Genomic DNA, 15,305 nt, shown 5'->3' on the forward strand with positions numbered 1-15,305 from the left:
AACAAACGTAGATATATCGTAATTAGGGAGTGAGCTTCAATCATGTCGAATAAAAATATTGTAGTTGTCGGCGGCGGCTTGGCCGGTTTGATGGCAACTATTAAAGCAGCAGAACAAGGGGTTCACGTTGATCTGCTTTCTATTGTGCCTGTTAAACGTTCTCACTCTGTATGTGCGCAAGGCGGCATTAACGGAGCGGTAAACACGAAGGGGGAGGGGGACTCTCCTTGGGAACACTTTGATGATACGGTCTATGGTGGGGACTTCCTTGCCAACCAACCTCCTGTAAAAGCGATGTGTGAGGCCGCACCTGGTATCATTCACCTGCTTGACCGTATGGGAGTTATGTTCAACCGTACGCCAGAAGGACTGCTTGATTTCCGCCGCTTCGGTGGAACCCAGCACCACCGTACAGCCTTCGCCGGTGCAACGACTGGTCAACAGCTGTTGTATGCTTTGGACGAGCAGGTTCGTCGTCACGAAGTCAACGGTCTTGTAACAAAATATGAAAACTGGGAATTCTTATCCGCGATCGTGGATGAGAAGGGTGTTGGCCGAGGCGTTGTCGGTCAGAACTTGAGTACCCATGAAATCAAAGGATTCCCTGCTGACGCTGTGATTATGGCAACGGGTGGACCAGGAATCATCTTTGGTAAATCCACGAACTCCGTCATCAATACAGGTTCTGCAGCAGGTGCTTTGTATCAGCAAGGCGTCCGTTATGCGAACGGTGAATTCATTCAGATTCACCCGACAGCGATCCCAGGGGATGACAAACTGCGTCTCATGAGTGAATCCGCACGTGGTGAAGGTGGACGCGTTTGGACATATAAAGACGGCGAGCCTTGGTACTTCCTTGAAGAGAAATATCCGGCTTACGGAAACCTTGTTCCGCGTGACATCGCAACACGTGAGATCTTCGATGTCTGCGTAAACCAAAAACTCGGCATCAACGGCGAGAATATGGTGTACTTAGACCTTTCTCACAAAGATCCAAAAGAGCTTGATGTCAAGCTTGGCGGAATCATTGAGATCTACGAGAAGTTCGTTGGGGACGACCCTCGTAAAGTACCGATGAAGATCTTCCCGGCTGTTCACTATTCAATGGGCGGCATGTGGGTTGATTATGATCAGATGACACATATCCCAGGTATCTTTGCGGCCGGAGAATGTGATTATACACAGCACGGAGGAAACCGTCTGGGAGCGAACTCCCTTCTATCCTCTATCTATGGAGGAATGGTTGCAGGACCGAACGCCGTGAAATACATTTCAGGTCTGGATGAGCTTGCTGATGACCTTACTTCTACGCTGTTTGAAGAAAAAGTACAAGAAGAACAAGCGAAGTTCGATGAAATTATGAAAATGGATGGCGAAGAGAACGCGTACCAGATTCATAAAGAACTTGGTGAGTGGATGACAGATAACGTGACGGTTGTCCGTGAGAACGAGAAGCTTAAGAAGACAGATGAGAAGATTCTTGAATTGATGGACCGTTATCAGCGTATCAACATTAACGATACATCCCGCTGGAGCAACCAGGGAGCTATGTTTACGCGTCAGTTGTGGAACATGCTTCAATTGGCCCGTGTCATCACTCAGGGAGCTCTTAACCGTAACGAAAGCCGCGGTGCCCACTACAAGCCGGAATTCCCGGATCGTAACGACGAAGAGTGGCTGAAGACGACTGTCGCCACTTATGATAAAGAGAACAATAAGCCAGTCTTTACGTACGAAGATGTTGATACTTCTCTCATCGAGCCACGGAAACGTGACTACTCGAAAAGTAAATAAAGGAGGTCGTTGATGATGAGCGAAAACAAAACGATAACGTTTATTATTACACGTCAAGACCACCCGGATCAGGATGCTTACGAAGAAACGTTTGAAATTCCTTACCGTGAAAATATGAACGTCATTTCTGCACTGATGGAAATCCGTCGTAACCCTGTAAATGCAAACGGAGATAAAACGACTCCGGTTTACTGGGATATGGGATGTCTCGAGGAAGTGTGCGGGGCGTGTTCCATGGTCATTAACGGAACACCAAGACAGTCCTGTACGGCTCTTGTTGATCAGCTTGAACAGCCGATTCGTCTTGCTCCGATGACCACGTTCCCGGTCAATCGTGACTTAGCTGTTGACCGAAGCCGCATGTTTGATTCACTGAAGAAAGTGAAAGCATGGGTTCCGATTGATGGAACGTACGATCTTGGACCAGGACCTCGTATGCCGGAAAGTAAGCGTCAGTGGGCATATGAACTATCGAAATGTATGACATGTGGTGTCTGTCTCGAAGCTTGTCCGAACGTAAACAGCAAATCGGACTTCATCGGTCCAGCTCCACTATCTCAAGTCCGCTTGTTCAATTCTCACCCTACAGGTGCTTTGAACAAGAGTGAAAGACTTCAGACCATTATGGATGAAGAAGGACTTATGGGATGCGGAAACTCGCAGAACTGTGTCCAATCCTGTCCGAAAGGAATTCCACTTACGACCTCGATCGCTGCACTTAACCGAGATACAGCGATCGAATCGTTCAAGAGCTTCTTCGGTAGTGACCAGCGCATCTAAAGTATAAGAGCTTACAAACCACGGCTTCTCTTTATGTTATAGGAGAGCCGTGGTTTTTTGTGGGCAAATATTGTTGTTTTTTTTGGAGGCAAATTGACTTTTAGTGTCTGCACGTGTTGAGTCGAAACAAACATAAGTCCTATGCCGTGATTTTGTATACCTAGAAAACATGTAAAAAATTGTTCACCTGGAATGAAATCTTTGATATGGTGATTAATTGTGTGAAGAATATGTATGGGTTCATAAAGGAACTCCTCGATCCATAGGGGTTGCCGGCAATGACATGAGTAGTATAATAAATATGATTGTTATTTTTAATTAGGGTGAATGATATGAAAAAAATGAAATGGTTTCATATACTGATATTATTATTCTTTATAGTATCCGGCTGTTATGTTGCGATGATCTCGATCAACCAACCGTTTGTGGGGGTTGATTTGGAACAGCGGAATGGTGAGTACTATATTACGAACATCGAGAGGGAGAGCTGGGCTGATCTGCATTTCGTTCCTGTCGGGGCAAGAGTGATCAGCGTCAATGATCAGCCACCTGAAAGTCATATGTCTGTTGAAATGTTCAATGAAGTGGAAAAGGCAGAGAGTTTAAAGGTGTTTTACAATGATACGGAATACACGTATGACAACATTGATAACTCAAGCCCTTTGCACTGGGCCTTTTACATTCTGATCCCGATTTTGTTTTTCGTTTCCGTTCTAGGGATTGCCTATCTGGTCCATAAGCGTGTACCTACGAGGTATTCGATGGGGACGTTGATCCTGTTCTTCCTAGCCACTGCTTTAGGCTATATGAGTAATAGTGGGGCTGTGAGAGATGATCTTTACAGCATCTTACTGAATACGGCGATGTTTCTGATCGCTCCGGTCATTTTGATTCATTTCTTGTACAAGTACTTTCAAGAGTTAAATATCTATTGGTTTTCAAAGAAAATTATATATTTCTTGTATTTTATAACCATTGTTGTATCTTTATTAGAGAAGTATTTCTTAGTTACACAGGATTATCCAGCTTGGTTTAACCCTGTGCCTCATTGGTTGCTTTTGATTCTTTATATAATCTTATTTACGGTTATTTACAGAGGCTTATATATTTATAAATCCACACCAGTCGGATCGATTTTTAAATATATGAGTGTCGGCATATCGATCGCCTTCTTTCCGTATATCTTCCTTTACTTGATTCCGGCACTTTCGTTCGGAGTGAAGATCATAACGCTTGAAATCGGTGCCTTTTTCTTGGTTGCATTGCCGATCACGTTCATGTATTTAGTTACGAGGGAACAGTTGATCGATATTAGTTTCGTAATGAACCGTGTTCGGTATTATGCATTACTATCCTTACTGCCGACTTTGTTGTTGACGTTCCTTACGGTCTGGCTGCTTACGGAGGCTGTAACAGTTATTCTCTGCATTCAGACGTTCTTGCTCGTTTATGTCACTCTAATATCGTTCCTTTCCTTGAAGGAGGCATTGGACTTCAAACTCCAACGCTATCTATTCTCGGCACGCTATTCCTTCCAGGAAAGCATGCACCGTATGTCCAAAGATATGAAGGACCAATCGAATGCTGTAGATCTCATGAAGGTCATGAGGGATGAAGTCAACAATGTCATGAATGTCCGTGATATTTATATTTATTCCAAACACATCAAGCGGAACATGTACTGTGTCTATGATCAAATTCCAGACGACATCATGGAGAATATAAGAAAGCAGCTCGACAATCACAATTACGATGTCGGCTCCATCATTGAGAGCTCAAAAGGCTTCGGGGTCATTGTCGGTTTTTCTTTAGACAAAATCACGATGCTATGGTGTAAAGGAAAACGCGACTTTACTACTTTAAACCGTGATGAAAAAACGTATCTGCAGACGATCTCTCACAATGCAAATATCGCTATTGAAAATATGAATCTCATTGAAGACCTTGTAAAAGAGTTGCGTAGATTGAGAAACGACCAAACTCAGAAGTACCCGACTTGGTTATCTCGATTGTTGTTTACGATTGCCGAGAACCAGAGGAAGCAGCTTTCCATTGATTTGCACGATACCGTTCTTCAAGAGCAGTTATTCTTATATCGAAAAATGGATGACTTACTCCGTCAGAGGCAGGATCTTCCGAAGACGCTTCACTCGGAGCTTGTGATGTATAAGGAGTCACTTCTAGATAGTATTCACCTGATACGCGAAACGTGTAATGAACTGCGGCCAGCGTTCATCGAGGAAATGGGGCTTGTCCAGTCATTGAAGAACTTGATCCAACAATATCAGCTGAGATCGAATTTCACCGTCTACTTTTCCGAGGAGAATTTCACGGCTGACCTGGATCAGGAGCGGGTGCTTGCAATCTTCAGGATTGCCCAGGAACTGCTTACGAACGCAATGAAGCACTCAAGAGCGAAGATTGTAAAGATATCACTATCGAACAATGAAAACGAAGTGAACCTACACTATTCAGATAATGGTCGAGGAATGGATTTCTCTTTTCAACGTGACTTATTCTCGCATATCGGATTATCCGGAATTGAGCAGCGTGTGAACGGATTGAATGGAAATCTTGAAATATCCACAGCACCTGGTCAAGGGTTTGAGGCTGTGATTACGTTTCCTTGTACCGTCAATAAGGAGGCACATGTATGACGACTGTGTTAATCGTCGATGATCACCCTGCTGTTGGCGCAGGCACCAGAACAATGCTTGAGCAGCAATCGGGAATGAGAGTCGATGTGATTGAACAAAGTGGCAAAGTAGAAAAATTATTAGAGGAGAATGCCTATGACGTTCTCCTCTTGGATTTATATATGCCGGGGATGAATGGAATCGAGCTTGCGAAGTCGATCCGAAAGCAATACCCCGATTTAACGATATTGATCTACACCGGATTTGATTTGAGTACGCACTTTAATATGTTGGTTGAAGCCAATGTGAACGGCTTTGTCAGCAAGACAGCAACGAGCGAACAACTCGTTACAGCCATTGAATGTGCGATGAGGGATGAAGTCGTCATTCCGCTTCACTTATTTAAACAGCTGCGCCGGTCTGAAGCGAGTGCCAGTCAAACGACCGAATCGCCGGATGGAAGTGAAATCTCACTAAACGAGAAAGAGCAGTCCATTTTGAAAGAAGTGGCGGCAGGCCTCACCAATCGTGAGATCGCACAGCAGCTTCATATGTCTCAGCGCAGTGTTGAATATACACTGACTGGCATCTTCAATAAGTTGAATGTAAGATCGAGAACAGAAGCCTTGTACAAAGCTCAGGAATTCGGGCTCGTGTCTAAATCATAAACCTGTAGCACAGAGCGGCCTTTGTGGTCATACGATACAAAGACTAAATAATTCCCCTCTCACGCTCACGAGAACAAGGAGGGGTACGCTTGTGAAGGAGGACGGCTATCGGCCAACACAGATTCTTACCAAGCGGGAGCGAGAAGTCTTTGAGCTTCTGGTGCAAGACAAAACAACGAGAGAGATTGCAAAAGAGCTTTTCATCTCGGAGAAAACTGTACGGAATCACATTTCCAACGCCATGCAGAAGTTAGGCGTGAAAGGTCGCTCACAGGCAGTTGTAGAACTGCTTCGTATGGGTGAACTGGAGCTTTAAGCTCTATGATGCGAATGCGGCATGGAACCGAATGACCTTTCAGGTGCTTAACGGTGCCTGAAAGTATTTTTTGTCGAAAATGAAAGGTTAGCCTTGAAATTTCAGCATCAAAGCATGAGAATGAAGGATAACGACTAAACGTTAAGGAGTGCTGTTAGTGTCAAAATCGGATCAGATGACTAAAGTTGCGGATGTGGAGAAAGAATTAAGATACATAGCCGGAATCATTAAGCAGCGCGGACGGGTAATCCTTAATCATTACCCCATCACGGCTCCGCAATTTGTTGCTTTACAGTGGTTACTTGAAAAAGGGGACATGACGATCGGGGAATTGTCCAACCATATTCATTTAGCCTGCAGCACCACTACAGACCTTGTCGATCGTATGGAGAAGAACGAGCTCGTCGAACGCATTCGTGATCCTAAAGATCGTCGGGTTGTGAGAATACAAGTGCTCGATAAAGGTAAGAAGATCATCCACGAAGTGATTGAGAAGCGACAACAGTATCTCGAAGAAGTGTTAACCGACGTTCCGGAGGAAGATGTAGAGACATTGAACAGACTTCTCCGTGTGCTTCATACCAATATGCTGGCCATTGATCAGGCGTCAGAAGAAGAGTAAGTGGGGGATATGATGTGAGACAGCCAATAGGAGTGATTGATTCTGGAGTCGGTGGTTTGACCGTGGCGCGCGAATTGATGCGTCAGCTTCCTAAAGAACGCTTTATCTATTTAGGCGACACACAGCGGTGCCCATATGGACCACGCCCGGAAGACGAAGTCCGCGCTTTTACATGGCAGATGGTCAATTATTTATTGGAAAAAGAAATCAAGATGCTCGTCATTGCCTGCAACACGGCAACCGCCTTTACGCTTGAGGAACTTCAGGAACAGCTCTCAATTCCCGTTATCGGAGTGATTGAGCCTGGGGCTAGAGCAGCCATCAAAGTGAGTCAGAACAAACGGATCGGTGTCATTGGAACAGAGGGGACGATCAACTCGAAAGCCTACCCGAATGCGCTGCGTGCGATTGATGCTAAGATTCGTGTCAACGATCTGGCGTGCCCTCCTTTTGTTCCCATGGTGGAGGACGGTATTCTTGAAGGGGCTGAAGCGGAAGGTGTCGTCGCAAGAACACTTACGCCTCTCAAAGAGATGAACCATATCGATACATTGATCCTCGGGTGTACGCACTACCCGTTGATCCGACATCTCGTTCAAAAAGAGATGGGCGATCACATTCAAGTGATCAGCTCCGGTGAGGAAACGGCGAGGGAAGCAAGTTTGATTCTCGCATACCACCGGGCCCTGAACACATCGAATGAGCAGCCCGTACATGAATTTTATACGACAGGTGACATTGAGAAGTTCCGCGTTGTCGCCAACAGCTGGTTTGAAGACCCTGTTCAAATTCTTGAGCTGGTCGAACTGGAAGGAACGAGAAGCTCTGCTTAAACAGCAGGGCTTTTTTTGTTGCGGAAAATATACAGCGGCTGCTGAAAAAAATTCAGTGGTCTAATCCAAATTGGGGCTCGTATATATGGTAGTACAATCTATCTCAGGAGGGGAATAGTATGAAGAGCCTCGGTTTCAAGCCGGTCGTCATTGCGGTATTTCTTTTGTTAGCAACTGGGCTTCTCTCTGGATGTTTATTCGAAGGAGAGCAGACGTTAGAGAAAATGGACAGCCCGGAACAAGCGGTGAACACCACGCCGGATAAAGAGTTGGAAGAAGAAGCTCCTGAACAAGAGGAGGCACCGAGCGAAGGGGAGGAGGGCGCAGAGGAAACGGAAGAATCCTCTCAAACGGTTTCACGTGAGTTGTATTTAATGGACGAAAACGGGATGATTGCCCCTCAAACAATCGAGCTGCCAGCCTCTCAGGAAGCTGCTGCTCAAGCGTTAGAATACTTAGTGAAAGACGGTCCTGTCACGAACCTGCTTCCGACAGGCTTCCAAGCTGTCCTTCCAGCTGGAACGGAGGTCCTTGGGCTTAATCCTGAATCAGACGGCACGATGGTCGTCGATTTATCCGAGGAATTCAAGAACTATGATGCGAAAGATGAACAGAAAATCCTTGAGGCGATGACCTACACGTTAACGCAATTCGAAGGAATCGAGCGAATAAAATTATGGATCAACGGATTTGAGCAAGATGTGATGCCTGTGGACGGAACCCCTGTTTCCAGTGGGGTTTCCCGTTCCAACGGGATCAACGTTCAAGTATCCGACCACGTTGATGTCGTGAATACAGAAGCGGTCACGGTATACTTCCCGTCGCAGTCGGGGAATCATATTTACCAAGTCCCTGTTACGACACGTGTGGAAAAAAGTGACGATGTGTACTCGACAGTCGTCCAAGCTTTGCTGGGTGGACCAGCTTTAGAAACATCTCTCCTTCAGCCGTTCAATGAAGGGGCGGAAGTATTGAAAACAGAGCTCCATAACGGAGTCCTCTCGCTTTCATTCAATGAGGCGATCCTCACTGGACAAGACCAGCCGACTTTATCAGACGCAGCGCTCGCGAGCTTAGTCATGAGCCTGACGGACCTTGAAGAAGTCGAATCCGTTGAAGTGAATGTAGAAGGAACGGAGCAGGTGATCAGTGAACTCGGTAAACCGCTTGTGGAACCGGTCACCCGCTCAGATATCAATCAAGCGGTAGAAATGTAACAGAAGAGCCCTCCCTGTGAGGGTTTTTTTGTTGTTCTGTTCAAAAAGACACTTGCCGAGGGGCGAGGTTACTACATTCACTTGTGAAATTGTGTTAAGATGGGCAAGGATAAGTGAGATGATTGAAGGAGGTCATTGAGATGAGAAATGATCAAAGAGAAGTGAACCAACTAAGAAACGTAACGATTGAAACCGACTATGTGAAGCATCCGGAAGGCTCTGTTCTCATTAGTTTTGGAGATACAAAAGTCATTTGTAACGCAAGTGTTGAGGATCGTGTACCACCATTTCTGCGCGGTCAGGGAAAAGGGTGGATCACTGCTGAATATGCGATGCTCCCGCGAGCTACAGAGCATCGTAACATCCGTGAATCGTCCAAAGGGAAAGTATCCGGACGTACAATGGAAATCCAGCGCCTGATCGGTCGTGCACTGCGTGCCGTTGTCGACTTGGATTCTATCGGTGAACGTACCGTATGGGTCGACTGTGACGTCATCCAAGCAGACGGAGGAACGCGTACAGCTTCCATTACCGGAGCTTTTGTAGCAGTTGTACTGGCCCTTGGTAAGCTTGTGGACGGCGGTAAAATCAAAAAACTTCCGATTACAGATTACTTAACGGCGATCTCAGTTGGCGTTACGCCGGACGGAGAAGAAATCCTTGACCTCTGCTATGAAGAAGACAGCAAGGCGCACGTTGATATGAACGTCGTCATGACTGGCGACGGAGAGTTCGTTGAGCTTCAAGGGACGGGTGAGGAAGCGACCTTCACAATGCCACAACTTCAAACGATGCTTTCTCTCGCTCAGAAGGGTGTAGAAGAGCTGGTCGAGATGCAGAAGGAAGCGATCGGCAGCTATGCGGAAGTCATTGAGAACGCGAAGGAGAAAGCGAGCAATGAATAAATTGATCATCGCGACCAAAAACGAAGGAAAAGTGCGCGAATTCCGTGAAATGTTTTCGAAATACGGAATTGAGGTAAAGTCATTACTAGATTTCGACGAACCAATGGATGACATCGAAGAGACGGGCACCACGTTTACTGAAAACGCGACAATCAAAGCAGAAGCTATTTCAAAGCTTCTGAACACACCCGTTCTGGCTGACGATTCAGGACTTAAAGTCGATGCACTCGACGGAGAGCCAGGCGTCTACTCCGCCCGCTATGCTGGACTTGAAAAAAATGACGAGAAGAACCTGCAGAAGGTGCTCGACAACTTGAAAGGGGTGCCAAGAGAAGAGCGCACCGCCCGTTTTGTCTGTGCCGCTGCCGTCGCGAGACCCGGTGAAGAGACCTTCGTGAAAATCGGCACGTGTGAAGGCTCTATTGCAGAAGAGCCCCAGGGAGAGCACGGGTTCGGGTACGATCCTGTTTTTGTTCCGAAGGGAGCTTCGCGCACCTTAGCTGAACATACGTCAGATGAAAAAAATGCCATCAGCCACCGCCACCATGCCATCATTCAACTGGAGGAATGGCTGAAAAACGCTTAAACTAGGGGGCGAATCAACCATGCCGAAAGTATTGATCATAAGTGACAGCCACGGATTAACAGAGGAAGTCCAAGAAATCAAAGCTCGACATCAAGCTGAAGTCGACGCCATGATCCACTGTGGCGACTCTGAACTGTCTTACGATGCAGAAGAGCTGCAAGGCTATCATTACGCAAAAGGGAACTGCGATTTCGAACCAGAGATGGAGAACGACCAGGTCGTGGAAGTAGGGGACGTCAAAATCCTTGCTACACACGGTCACCTCTATCAAATCAAATCGACCCTGATGCCTCTCTCCTACCGTGCTGAGGAAGCTGGAGCACAGATCGCCTGCTTCGGCCACTCACACATCGCAGGAGCGGAGAAAGTGAACGATAAGCTCTTTATCAACCCAGGAAGCATACGCCTCCCACGCGACCATAAAGAGCCTTCCTATGCCATTCTCGAATGGGATACACTCGACAACGTCACGGTTCAGTTCCACCACGTCAACGGAGAACCCATGCAGGATGTGAAGCTTGAAACTTCACTTGCGGCAAAGAATTAAATTTCTTTGCTGCAACCTGTTGACTTTTTAGGTGATTCATTATATTATTATTCTTGTCCGCTTCAAAAGAAAGCAATTTGTTGAAGCCTTTGACGGATACACTTCCCTGAGTAATCTTGCAGAGGAAGAGGCATGACGACCTAGTTCACAACAAGGATAATGAATTTACATATATGCGGGTGTAGTTTAGTGGTAAAACCTCAGCCACGAGCGAAACTTCACCGAGTATACTTCGAGTTGCCTCGACGGATACACTTCCCTGAGTAAGCTTGCAGAGGAAGAGGCATGACGATCTAGTTCACAACAAGGATAATGAATTTACATATATGCGGGTGTAGTTTAGTGGTAAAACCTCAGCCTTCCAAGCTGATGATGAGGGTTCGATTCCCTTCACCCGCTCCATACATATTTTAAGACGTGTCCCAGTAGCTCAGCTGGATAGAGCATGAACGAATCCGCTTCGAAGCTACACTTCAACGTACTGATTTCATTTACTTCTATGAATTACCCAGGGAAATCGGGACGACAGCTCAACGAACGAATGAGCATTTAATTATATATCCATTCTATGTCCCAGTAGCTCAGCTGGATAGAGCAACAGCCTTCTAAGCTGTGGGTCGGGGGTTCGAATCCCTCCTGGGACGCTAACTGAAAAAACGCTGAAACCTTTGCTAGACAAGGATTTCAGCGTTTTTTGTTTTCCTTCTGATAAAGTGGCGGCAGGTAGTTGAAATCACCATTTCTGCCCCGAATGGGGTGGATTTATCATGGGTGGAATGGATTCATGATTAGTTCATTTAGAGTGGCTTTCTTATTAAAAAAATACATTGAAGTGTCCATCTTCTAATTGGTCTACTTCTCCGATATGATGACCATAGATATCCATCGCATTCCAATCTTTATGACGTACACGAGAACTAATTGATTTAGTGGGAACATTCTGCTGGATGATTAAATCGACAAAACTATGCCAGTCATCATGAGTTATAGAAAGTAAATGCAATCTTCACAAAAGCTTACATGTTAGGTATGGTGGATGAAAACGTGTGAGTTGTTGCACGGTTATGATGCGCTCTAATCAAACAGGAGGATAAAAATTGAATAGCTTTGTTTTTGTATGGATGGCGGTCAGTTTCTTGCTAGCTGGTTGCGTTCCAAATGGTCCGGTTAATGAACAAAGAGTAACAGACGATTTTAAACTGGTGATAGAGGGGGAAGAGTCCGTTTTTTGAGGAGGGAGGAAAGATTGAGATTCGTTCGTATTTCGAATATACAGGAGGAGCAGTCTTAAATCTCACCTCTAAACCTGATGCTTCCATCGTTGTTAAAGACTATGAGAATGGTGAGGTCGTTGACGTGGTTGATTTTAAACAGATCAGTTCGACTTTGGAGGGGGAAGAGAGGTTCACACAGACATTAAGAGACGTTGAACTGGAAGAGGGCAAGTATGATGTCTATGCTGAGACCTCTTTTTTTTCCATTGATTCGAAGCAGTACGCATTAAATACAGCTCCGATTCAATTACAAGTCAAATAAAGCTAGGCGATCCATTGGAAGAGCGGCTCCAATGAAAGACCGAATACAGCCACACAGACCCCGATCCACAAAGGCGCCTTTGCCCCATTCCATTTCGTCTTTTCAAAGTAACCAAATAGTACTGCCACGATAATCGGTGGAAGGAAATAGGCAAGAAGTGGGGGCATCAGATTCATCACCTCTTGTGGGAATGCCTCAAGGAAAATAGTCATAAGTCCGATTGACAATATTGTTAAGGGAATTCGTAAGTTGATCCGTTTCAAAGTACCTCTCCTTTGTGCGTTTCGTTATTTTCTGCGGTTTTCCTGCCTGGCTTTTTTGCCCATCCACGTGATGACGCCGATGACGATGATCAACAGAAAGCCTACAATGATGTCGCTGTCCATAATTTTGCTCCTTATGATGTGTTTTGACGTCATTGTACCATATTTTTCATGTGTATCAGCATCCGACAAGAAAATGGGAGGATGTCAGATGGAAATGACGTATGTTACGGTGATGGGAGGAGGTATCATATGTTCAGAAGAAAATTGATTTTGTTTGCCGTTGTGGTAAGTATAGGGCTTCTCGTCTCGTGCTCCAGCGACGATAGACGGGAAACGACAGAGGTTTTTGCGATGGAGTCCTTCCAGACAGATGGCGTGACGCACTCGAATACCCTCACGTACATGAAGGGGGACACGGACATGAGAAATTTGGAAGTCACCGGCTTTTTAATTAAAGACAAGTATGATGAAAATGGAGAATACATAGAAACGACGCTCACTTTTTCTCACAGCGAACAGGACTCTCAAGAGAATCCGGATGATCAGGTGGTGACGCTGCAAGAAAAAAGCACCATCATGATCCCCGAAGATGCAGAGTATCCTTACGAACGTGAACTTTCGGATGAGGAGCGGCAGAAGTTAAGGGATCATGTTCGAGATGTCTTTAAGCAACATGATCTGCCAACAGATCTGATAAGAGAGTAGATATGATATCCAAGTTTCTTCATTATTATGTCCGAACGTGTCGAACATTAATGCATTCCGTCAAAAGGGATTCCTATTCTGGAAAAACTTATTACGGGTACATCCTTGTTTGGCTCACATAATAAGACAGGCTTAACGGCCAATCTTATTGGGAGTGATCAACGATGAAGAAAAATAACATCCAATGGCTGCCGATCATCGCCTCAGTCGGTGTAGGTGCTGCCACTTACAGTATGATGACAGGTCAAGGTGGTCAATTGCAGAATGCTCTTCCTGGAATCGCTAAAATGACGAACCAGTTTCAAGGGCAGGCATCACGAAACCAATAATAAGTGAATAAAAAAGGCTGCCTCTATTGCTGAGGCAGCCTTTTTTCTAGAATGCAAACGGTATAGTCAAGCGACGTCTTTTTAATTCTTTCGTAATCAATTGCAAAAATTCCTTATCTAAATTAAGCTTCAAGGATTCTTCGTACGTTTTAAGTAGGGTTTGATCGTCTAGTACCGACACGTCTCTACATCTCCTTACTTTATTTTCAATAAGTTATGTGACTGTCTTGTTCGTACATCTTTGATTGCTTCGCACAATGACTAATTTTAACAGAACTGGACACGATAACATGAGTCTAAAGTCCTTTTTCGGGCAAACTAGTATCATTTTTTTATTTTTTCAGAAAAATAATTGTCGTACAATTCAGGATACTGTACAGATTGGTTGTGTTTGGTTTGGGGCTGTTATATTATTGTCCAATGGGAAGTTGGTCATATTTTTACGGCATAAAAAAATAAATACGCGTTTGATTACATACGTTTTAGGATAGAATAGTGGAAGGTATGTCATTTCACAAAAACAGGAAGGGTGCGCTATGGAGAATGAAAGAGAAAAAGTCGTCATGTTCCCGAAATGGAAGACGCGGCTGGAGAAGGTCGGTTTCGAGGCGCTGAAACAAAAAAGATACACGGACGCCGTTGAAGCATTGGAGCCTCTTTTAGCGTATGAAGTGGCGAGTGATGATGTGGTAACGGGACTCTTGATGAGCTGGATTGAAACGGGTGAATTCGATAAGGCAGAGGATCTCTGTCAAAAGCAGATGAAAGTCAGTCTGGATGAACAGTACTATCATTATTTACATATGTACATAACTATTTTGTTCAAACGAAACAGATACCAGGAAATTGTAGACTTGCTGGAAGAGGTTTTTCAGTCTGAAGATATCCCGCATCAAAGCCGTACTCAGCTTTGGCAGATGTTCGAAGTCAGTCGCAAGCTGCTCGAAGGACACCAGAAGGAACAAGGGAACAAGTGGAAGTCTGATTTTCTGCAAGCGGTCGAGAGTAAAGATTTGTCTGCTCAGTGGAGAGCGCTCGATCAATTGAGAAAGCAGTCTGCATCCAGCCACATCGAGGAGTTTAAAGAGCTGTTGACGGATAGTGGGGTTCATCCGATTATCAAAACTTCAATCATTGAATGGTTTACCGAAGCGGGAGTTGATGAGACTTTGCCTGTCGTGAAGTTTGGTCAGACCTTTGAAATCGTGCCAAGCGAATTGAATCAGTTCCAGTCCGATTATATCATCAAGCAGATACAGATGCGGCTTGGGGATATGGAACAAAGCAACCCGACGATGTATGAGATGACGAACAAATTGCTCTATCGTTATTTCTATGTGCGATATCCGATTTTCCCGACGGAAGAGGAAGTACCGGTTATTGTCGAAGCATTGAAGCAGCTTGGTCACTATTATTTACAGATTCCATATCAATCTGAGCAGGACTTTCAGGACATTGAACGGTACAAGGAAGAGATCGAATTATGCGAGCAGCATTACACAATGCTTGTAGGGGAATCGTAAGAATTTGTCTCGTCTTATCTACATATGTTGAAAGCATACAGG

At 45.1% G+C, this 15,305-nt stretch carries 18 protein-coding genes and 2 tRNA genes; 18 read left to right on the forward strand and 2 right to left on the reverse strand.

Annotation, left to right across the window (positions count from 1 at the left end):
• Positions 1–42: 42 nt before the first annotated feature.
• From sdhA to LCM20_RS04785, 15 genes are all read left to right on the forward strand, one after another.
• Positions 43–1,794, forward strand: a complete 1,752-nt coding sequence (gene sdhA / locus LCM20_RS04720) for a succinate dehydrogenase flavoprotein subunit (RefSeq protein WP_225194283.1) — start codon at positions 43–45, stop codon at positions 1,792–1,794.
• Positions 1,795–1,809: 15 nt separating this feature from the next.
• Positions 1,810–2,574 carry a succinate dehydrogenase iron-sulfur subunit gene (gene sdhB, locus LCM20_RS04725; RefSeq protein WP_225194284.1) on the forward strand — a complete coding sequence of 255 codons (765 nt, stop codon included), beginning with the start codon at positions 1,810–1,812 and terminating at the stop codon, positions 2,572–2,574.
• Positions 2,575–2,906: 332 nt separating this feature from the next.
• The gene (locus LCM20_RS04730; protein ID WP_225194285.1) at positions 2,907–5,231 is read left to right on the forward strand and encodes a sensor histidine kinase; all 2,325 of its coding nucleotides are present in this window, start codon (positions 2,907–2,909) and stop codon (positions 5,229–5,231) included.
• The gene (locus LCM20_RS04735; RefSeq protein ID WP_225194286.1) at positions 5,228–5,878 is read left to right on the forward strand and encodes a response regulator transcription factor; all 651 of its coding nucleotides are present in this window, start codon (positions 5,228–5,230) and stop codon (positions 5,876–5,878) included. Before LCM20_RS04730 ends, LCM20_RS04735 begins: the two co-directional genes overlap by 4 nt.
• 91 nt (positions 5,879–5,969) lie before the next feature.
• A complete protein-coding gene (locus LCM20_RS04740) occupies positions 5,970–6,194 on the forward strand; it encodes a helix-turn-helix domain-containing protein (protein ID WP_008635211.1) in 225 nt (74 codons plus the stop codon).
• 175 nt (positions 6,195–6,369) lie between these two features.
• Positions 6,370–6,816 carry a MarR family winged helix-turn-helix transcriptional regulator gene (locus LCM20_RS04745; protein ID WP_225194796.1) on the forward strand — a complete coding sequence of 149 codons (447 nt, stop codon included), beginning with the start codon at positions 6,370–6,372 and terminating at the stop codon, positions 6,814–6,816.
• A gap of 14 nt (positions 6,817–6,830) precedes the next feature.
• Positions 6,831–7,649: a glutamate racemase gene (racE, locus tag LCM20_RS04750; protein ID WP_225194287.1), complete on the forward strand. Its 819-nt coding sequence runs from the start codon at positions 6,831–6,833 to the stop codon at positions 7,647–7,649.
• Between the two features lie 119 nt (positions 7,650–7,768).
• Positions 7,769–8,866: a GerMN domain-containing protein gene (locus LCM20_RS04755; RefSeq protein ID WP_225194288.1), complete on the forward strand. Its 1,098-nt coding sequence runs from the start codon at positions 7,769–7,771 to the stop codon at positions 8,864–8,866.
• A 140-nt stretch (positions 8,867–9,006) separates the two neighbouring features.
• On the forward strand, positions 9,007–9,771 hold the full coding sequence (gene rph, locus LCM20_RS04760; RefSeq protein WP_225194289.1) for a ribonuclease PH: 765 nt from the start codon (positions 9,007–9,009) through the stop codon (positions 9,769–9,771).
• Positions 9,764–10,357, forward strand: coding sequence for an XTP/dITP diphosphatase (locus LCM20_RS04765; RefSeq protein WP_225194290.1), 594 nt, complete (start codon positions 9,764–9,766; stop codon positions 10,355–10,357). The genes rph and LCM20_RS04765 overlap by 8 nt, the downstream gene beginning before the upstream one ends.
• A gap of 19 nt (positions 10,358–10,376) precedes the next feature.
• On the forward strand, positions 10,377–10,904 hold the full coding sequence (locus tag LCM20_RS04770; protein WP_225194291.1) for a metallophosphoesterase: 528 nt from the start codon (positions 10,377–10,379) through the stop codon (positions 10,902–10,904).
• A 328-nt stretch (positions 10,905–11,232) separates the two neighbouring features.
• Positions 11,233–11,306: transfer RNA gene (locus LCM20_RS04775), tRNA-Gly, on the forward strand.
• 168 nt (positions 11,307–11,474) lie between these two features.
• A tRNA-Arg gene (locus LCM20_RS04780) sits at positions 11,475–11,548 on the forward strand.
• A 453-nt stretch (positions 11,549–12,001) separates the two neighbouring features.
• Positions 12,002–12,136: a hypothetical protein gene (locus tag LCM20_RS20030; protein ID WP_263621942.1), complete on the forward strand. Its 135-nt coding sequence runs from the start codon at positions 12,002–12,004 to the stop codon at positions 12,134–12,136.
• 124 nt (positions 12,137–12,260) lie between these two features.
• The gene (locus tag LCM20_RS04785; protein WP_225194292.1) at positions 12,261–12,440 is read left to right on the forward strand and encodes a hypothetical protein; all 180 of its coding nucleotides are present in this window, start codon (positions 12,261–12,263) and stop codon (positions 12,438–12,440) included.
• Between the two features lie 2 nt (positions 12,441–12,442).
• Here the strand turns inward: LCM20_RS04785 and LCM20_RS04790 are convergent, their stop codons facing one another.
• On the reverse strand, positions 12,443–12,667 hold the full coding sequence (locus LCM20_RS04790; RefSeq protein WP_225194293.1) for a hypothetical protein: 225 nt from the start codon (positions 12,665–12,667) through the stop codon (positions 12,443–12,445).
• 288 nt (positions 12,668–12,955) lie between these two features.
• Between LCM20_RS04790 and LCM20_RS04795 the strand changes: the two genes are divergently transcribed.
• Positions 12,956–13,411, forward strand: coding sequence for a hypothetical protein (locus tag LCM20_RS04795; RefSeq protein ID WP_225194294.1), 456 nt, complete (start codon positions 12,956–12,958; stop codon positions 13,409–13,411).
• Positions 13,412–13,575: 164 nt separating this feature from the next.
• Positions 13,576–13,740, forward strand: a complete 165-nt coding sequence (locus LCM20_RS04800; protein WP_225194295.1) for a hypothetical protein — start codon at positions 13,576–13,578, stop codon at positions 13,738–13,740.
• A gap of 46 nt (positions 13,741–13,786) precedes the next feature.
• Here the strand turns inward: LCM20_RS04800 and sda are convergent, their stop codons facing one another.
• On the reverse strand, positions 13,787–13,921 hold the full coding sequence (gene sda / locus LCM20_RS04805; RefSeq protein WP_225194296.1) for a sporulation histidine kinase inhibitor Sda: 135 nt from the start codon (positions 13,919–13,921) through the stop codon (positions 13,787–13,789).
• Positions 13,922–14,276: 355 nt separating this feature from the next.
• Between sda and LCM20_RS04810 the strand changes: the two genes are divergently transcribed.
• Positions 14,277–15,263 carry a tetratricopeptide repeat protein gene (locus LCM20_RS04810; RefSeq protein WP_225194297.1) on the forward strand — a complete coding sequence of 329 codons (987 nt, stop codon included), beginning with the start codon at positions 14,277–14,279 and terminating at the stop codon, positions 15,261–15,263.
• Positions 15,264–15,305: the final 42 nt, after the last annotated feature.

The organism is Halobacillus litoralis (genome assembly GCF_020171725.1).
Taxonomy (GTDB): Bacteria; Bacillota; Bacilli; order Bacillales; family Halobacillaceae; genus Halobacillus; species Halobacillus litoralis_F.

Coding starts and splice junctions, on each gene's coding strand:
- sdhA (WP_225194283.1), top strand. CDS start 43: ATGTCGAATAAAAATATTGTAGTTGTCGGCGGCGGCTTGGCCGGTTTG.
- sdhB (WP_225194284.1), top strand. CDS start 1,810: ATGAGCGAAAACAAAACGATAACGTTTATTATTACACGTCAAGACCAC.
- LCM20_RS04730 (WP_225194285.1), top strand. CDS start 2,907: ATGAAAAAAATGAAATGGTTTCATATACTGATATTATTATTCTTTATA.
- LCM20_RS04735 (WP_225194286.1), top strand. CDS start 5,228: ATGACGACTGTGTTAATCGTCGATGATCACCCTGCTGTTGGCGCAGGC.
- LCM20_RS04745 (WP_225194796.1), top strand. CDS start 6,370: ATGACTAAAGTTGCGGATGTGGAGAAAGAATTAAGATACATAGCCGGA.
- LCM20_RS04755 (WP_225194288.1), top strand. CDS start 7,769: ATGAAGAGCCTCGGTTTCAAGCCGGTCGTCATTGCGGTATTTCTTTTG.
- rph (WP_225194289.1), top strand. CDS start 9,007: ATGAGAAATGATCAAAGAGAAGTGAACCAACTAAGAAACGTAACGATT.
- LCM20_RS04765 (WP_225194290.1), top strand. CDS start 9,764: ATGAATAAATTGATCATCGCGACCAAAAACGAAGGAAAAGTGCGCGAA.
- LCM20_RS04770 (WP_225194291.1), top strand. CDS start 10,377: ATGCCGAAAGTATTGATCATAAGTGACAGCCACGGATTAACAGAGGAA.
- LCM20_RS04795 (WP_225194294.1), top strand. CDS start 12,956: ATGTTCAGAAGAAAATTGATTTTGTTTGCCGTTGTGGTAAGTATAGGG.
- LCM20_RS04800 (WP_225194295.1), top strand. CDS start 13,576: ATGAAGAAAAATAACATCCAATGGCTGCCGATCATCGCCTCAGTCGGT.
- LCM20_RS04810 (WP_225194297.1), top strand. CDS start 14,277: ATGGAGAATGAAAGAGAAAAAGTCGTCATGTTCCCGAAATGGAAGACG.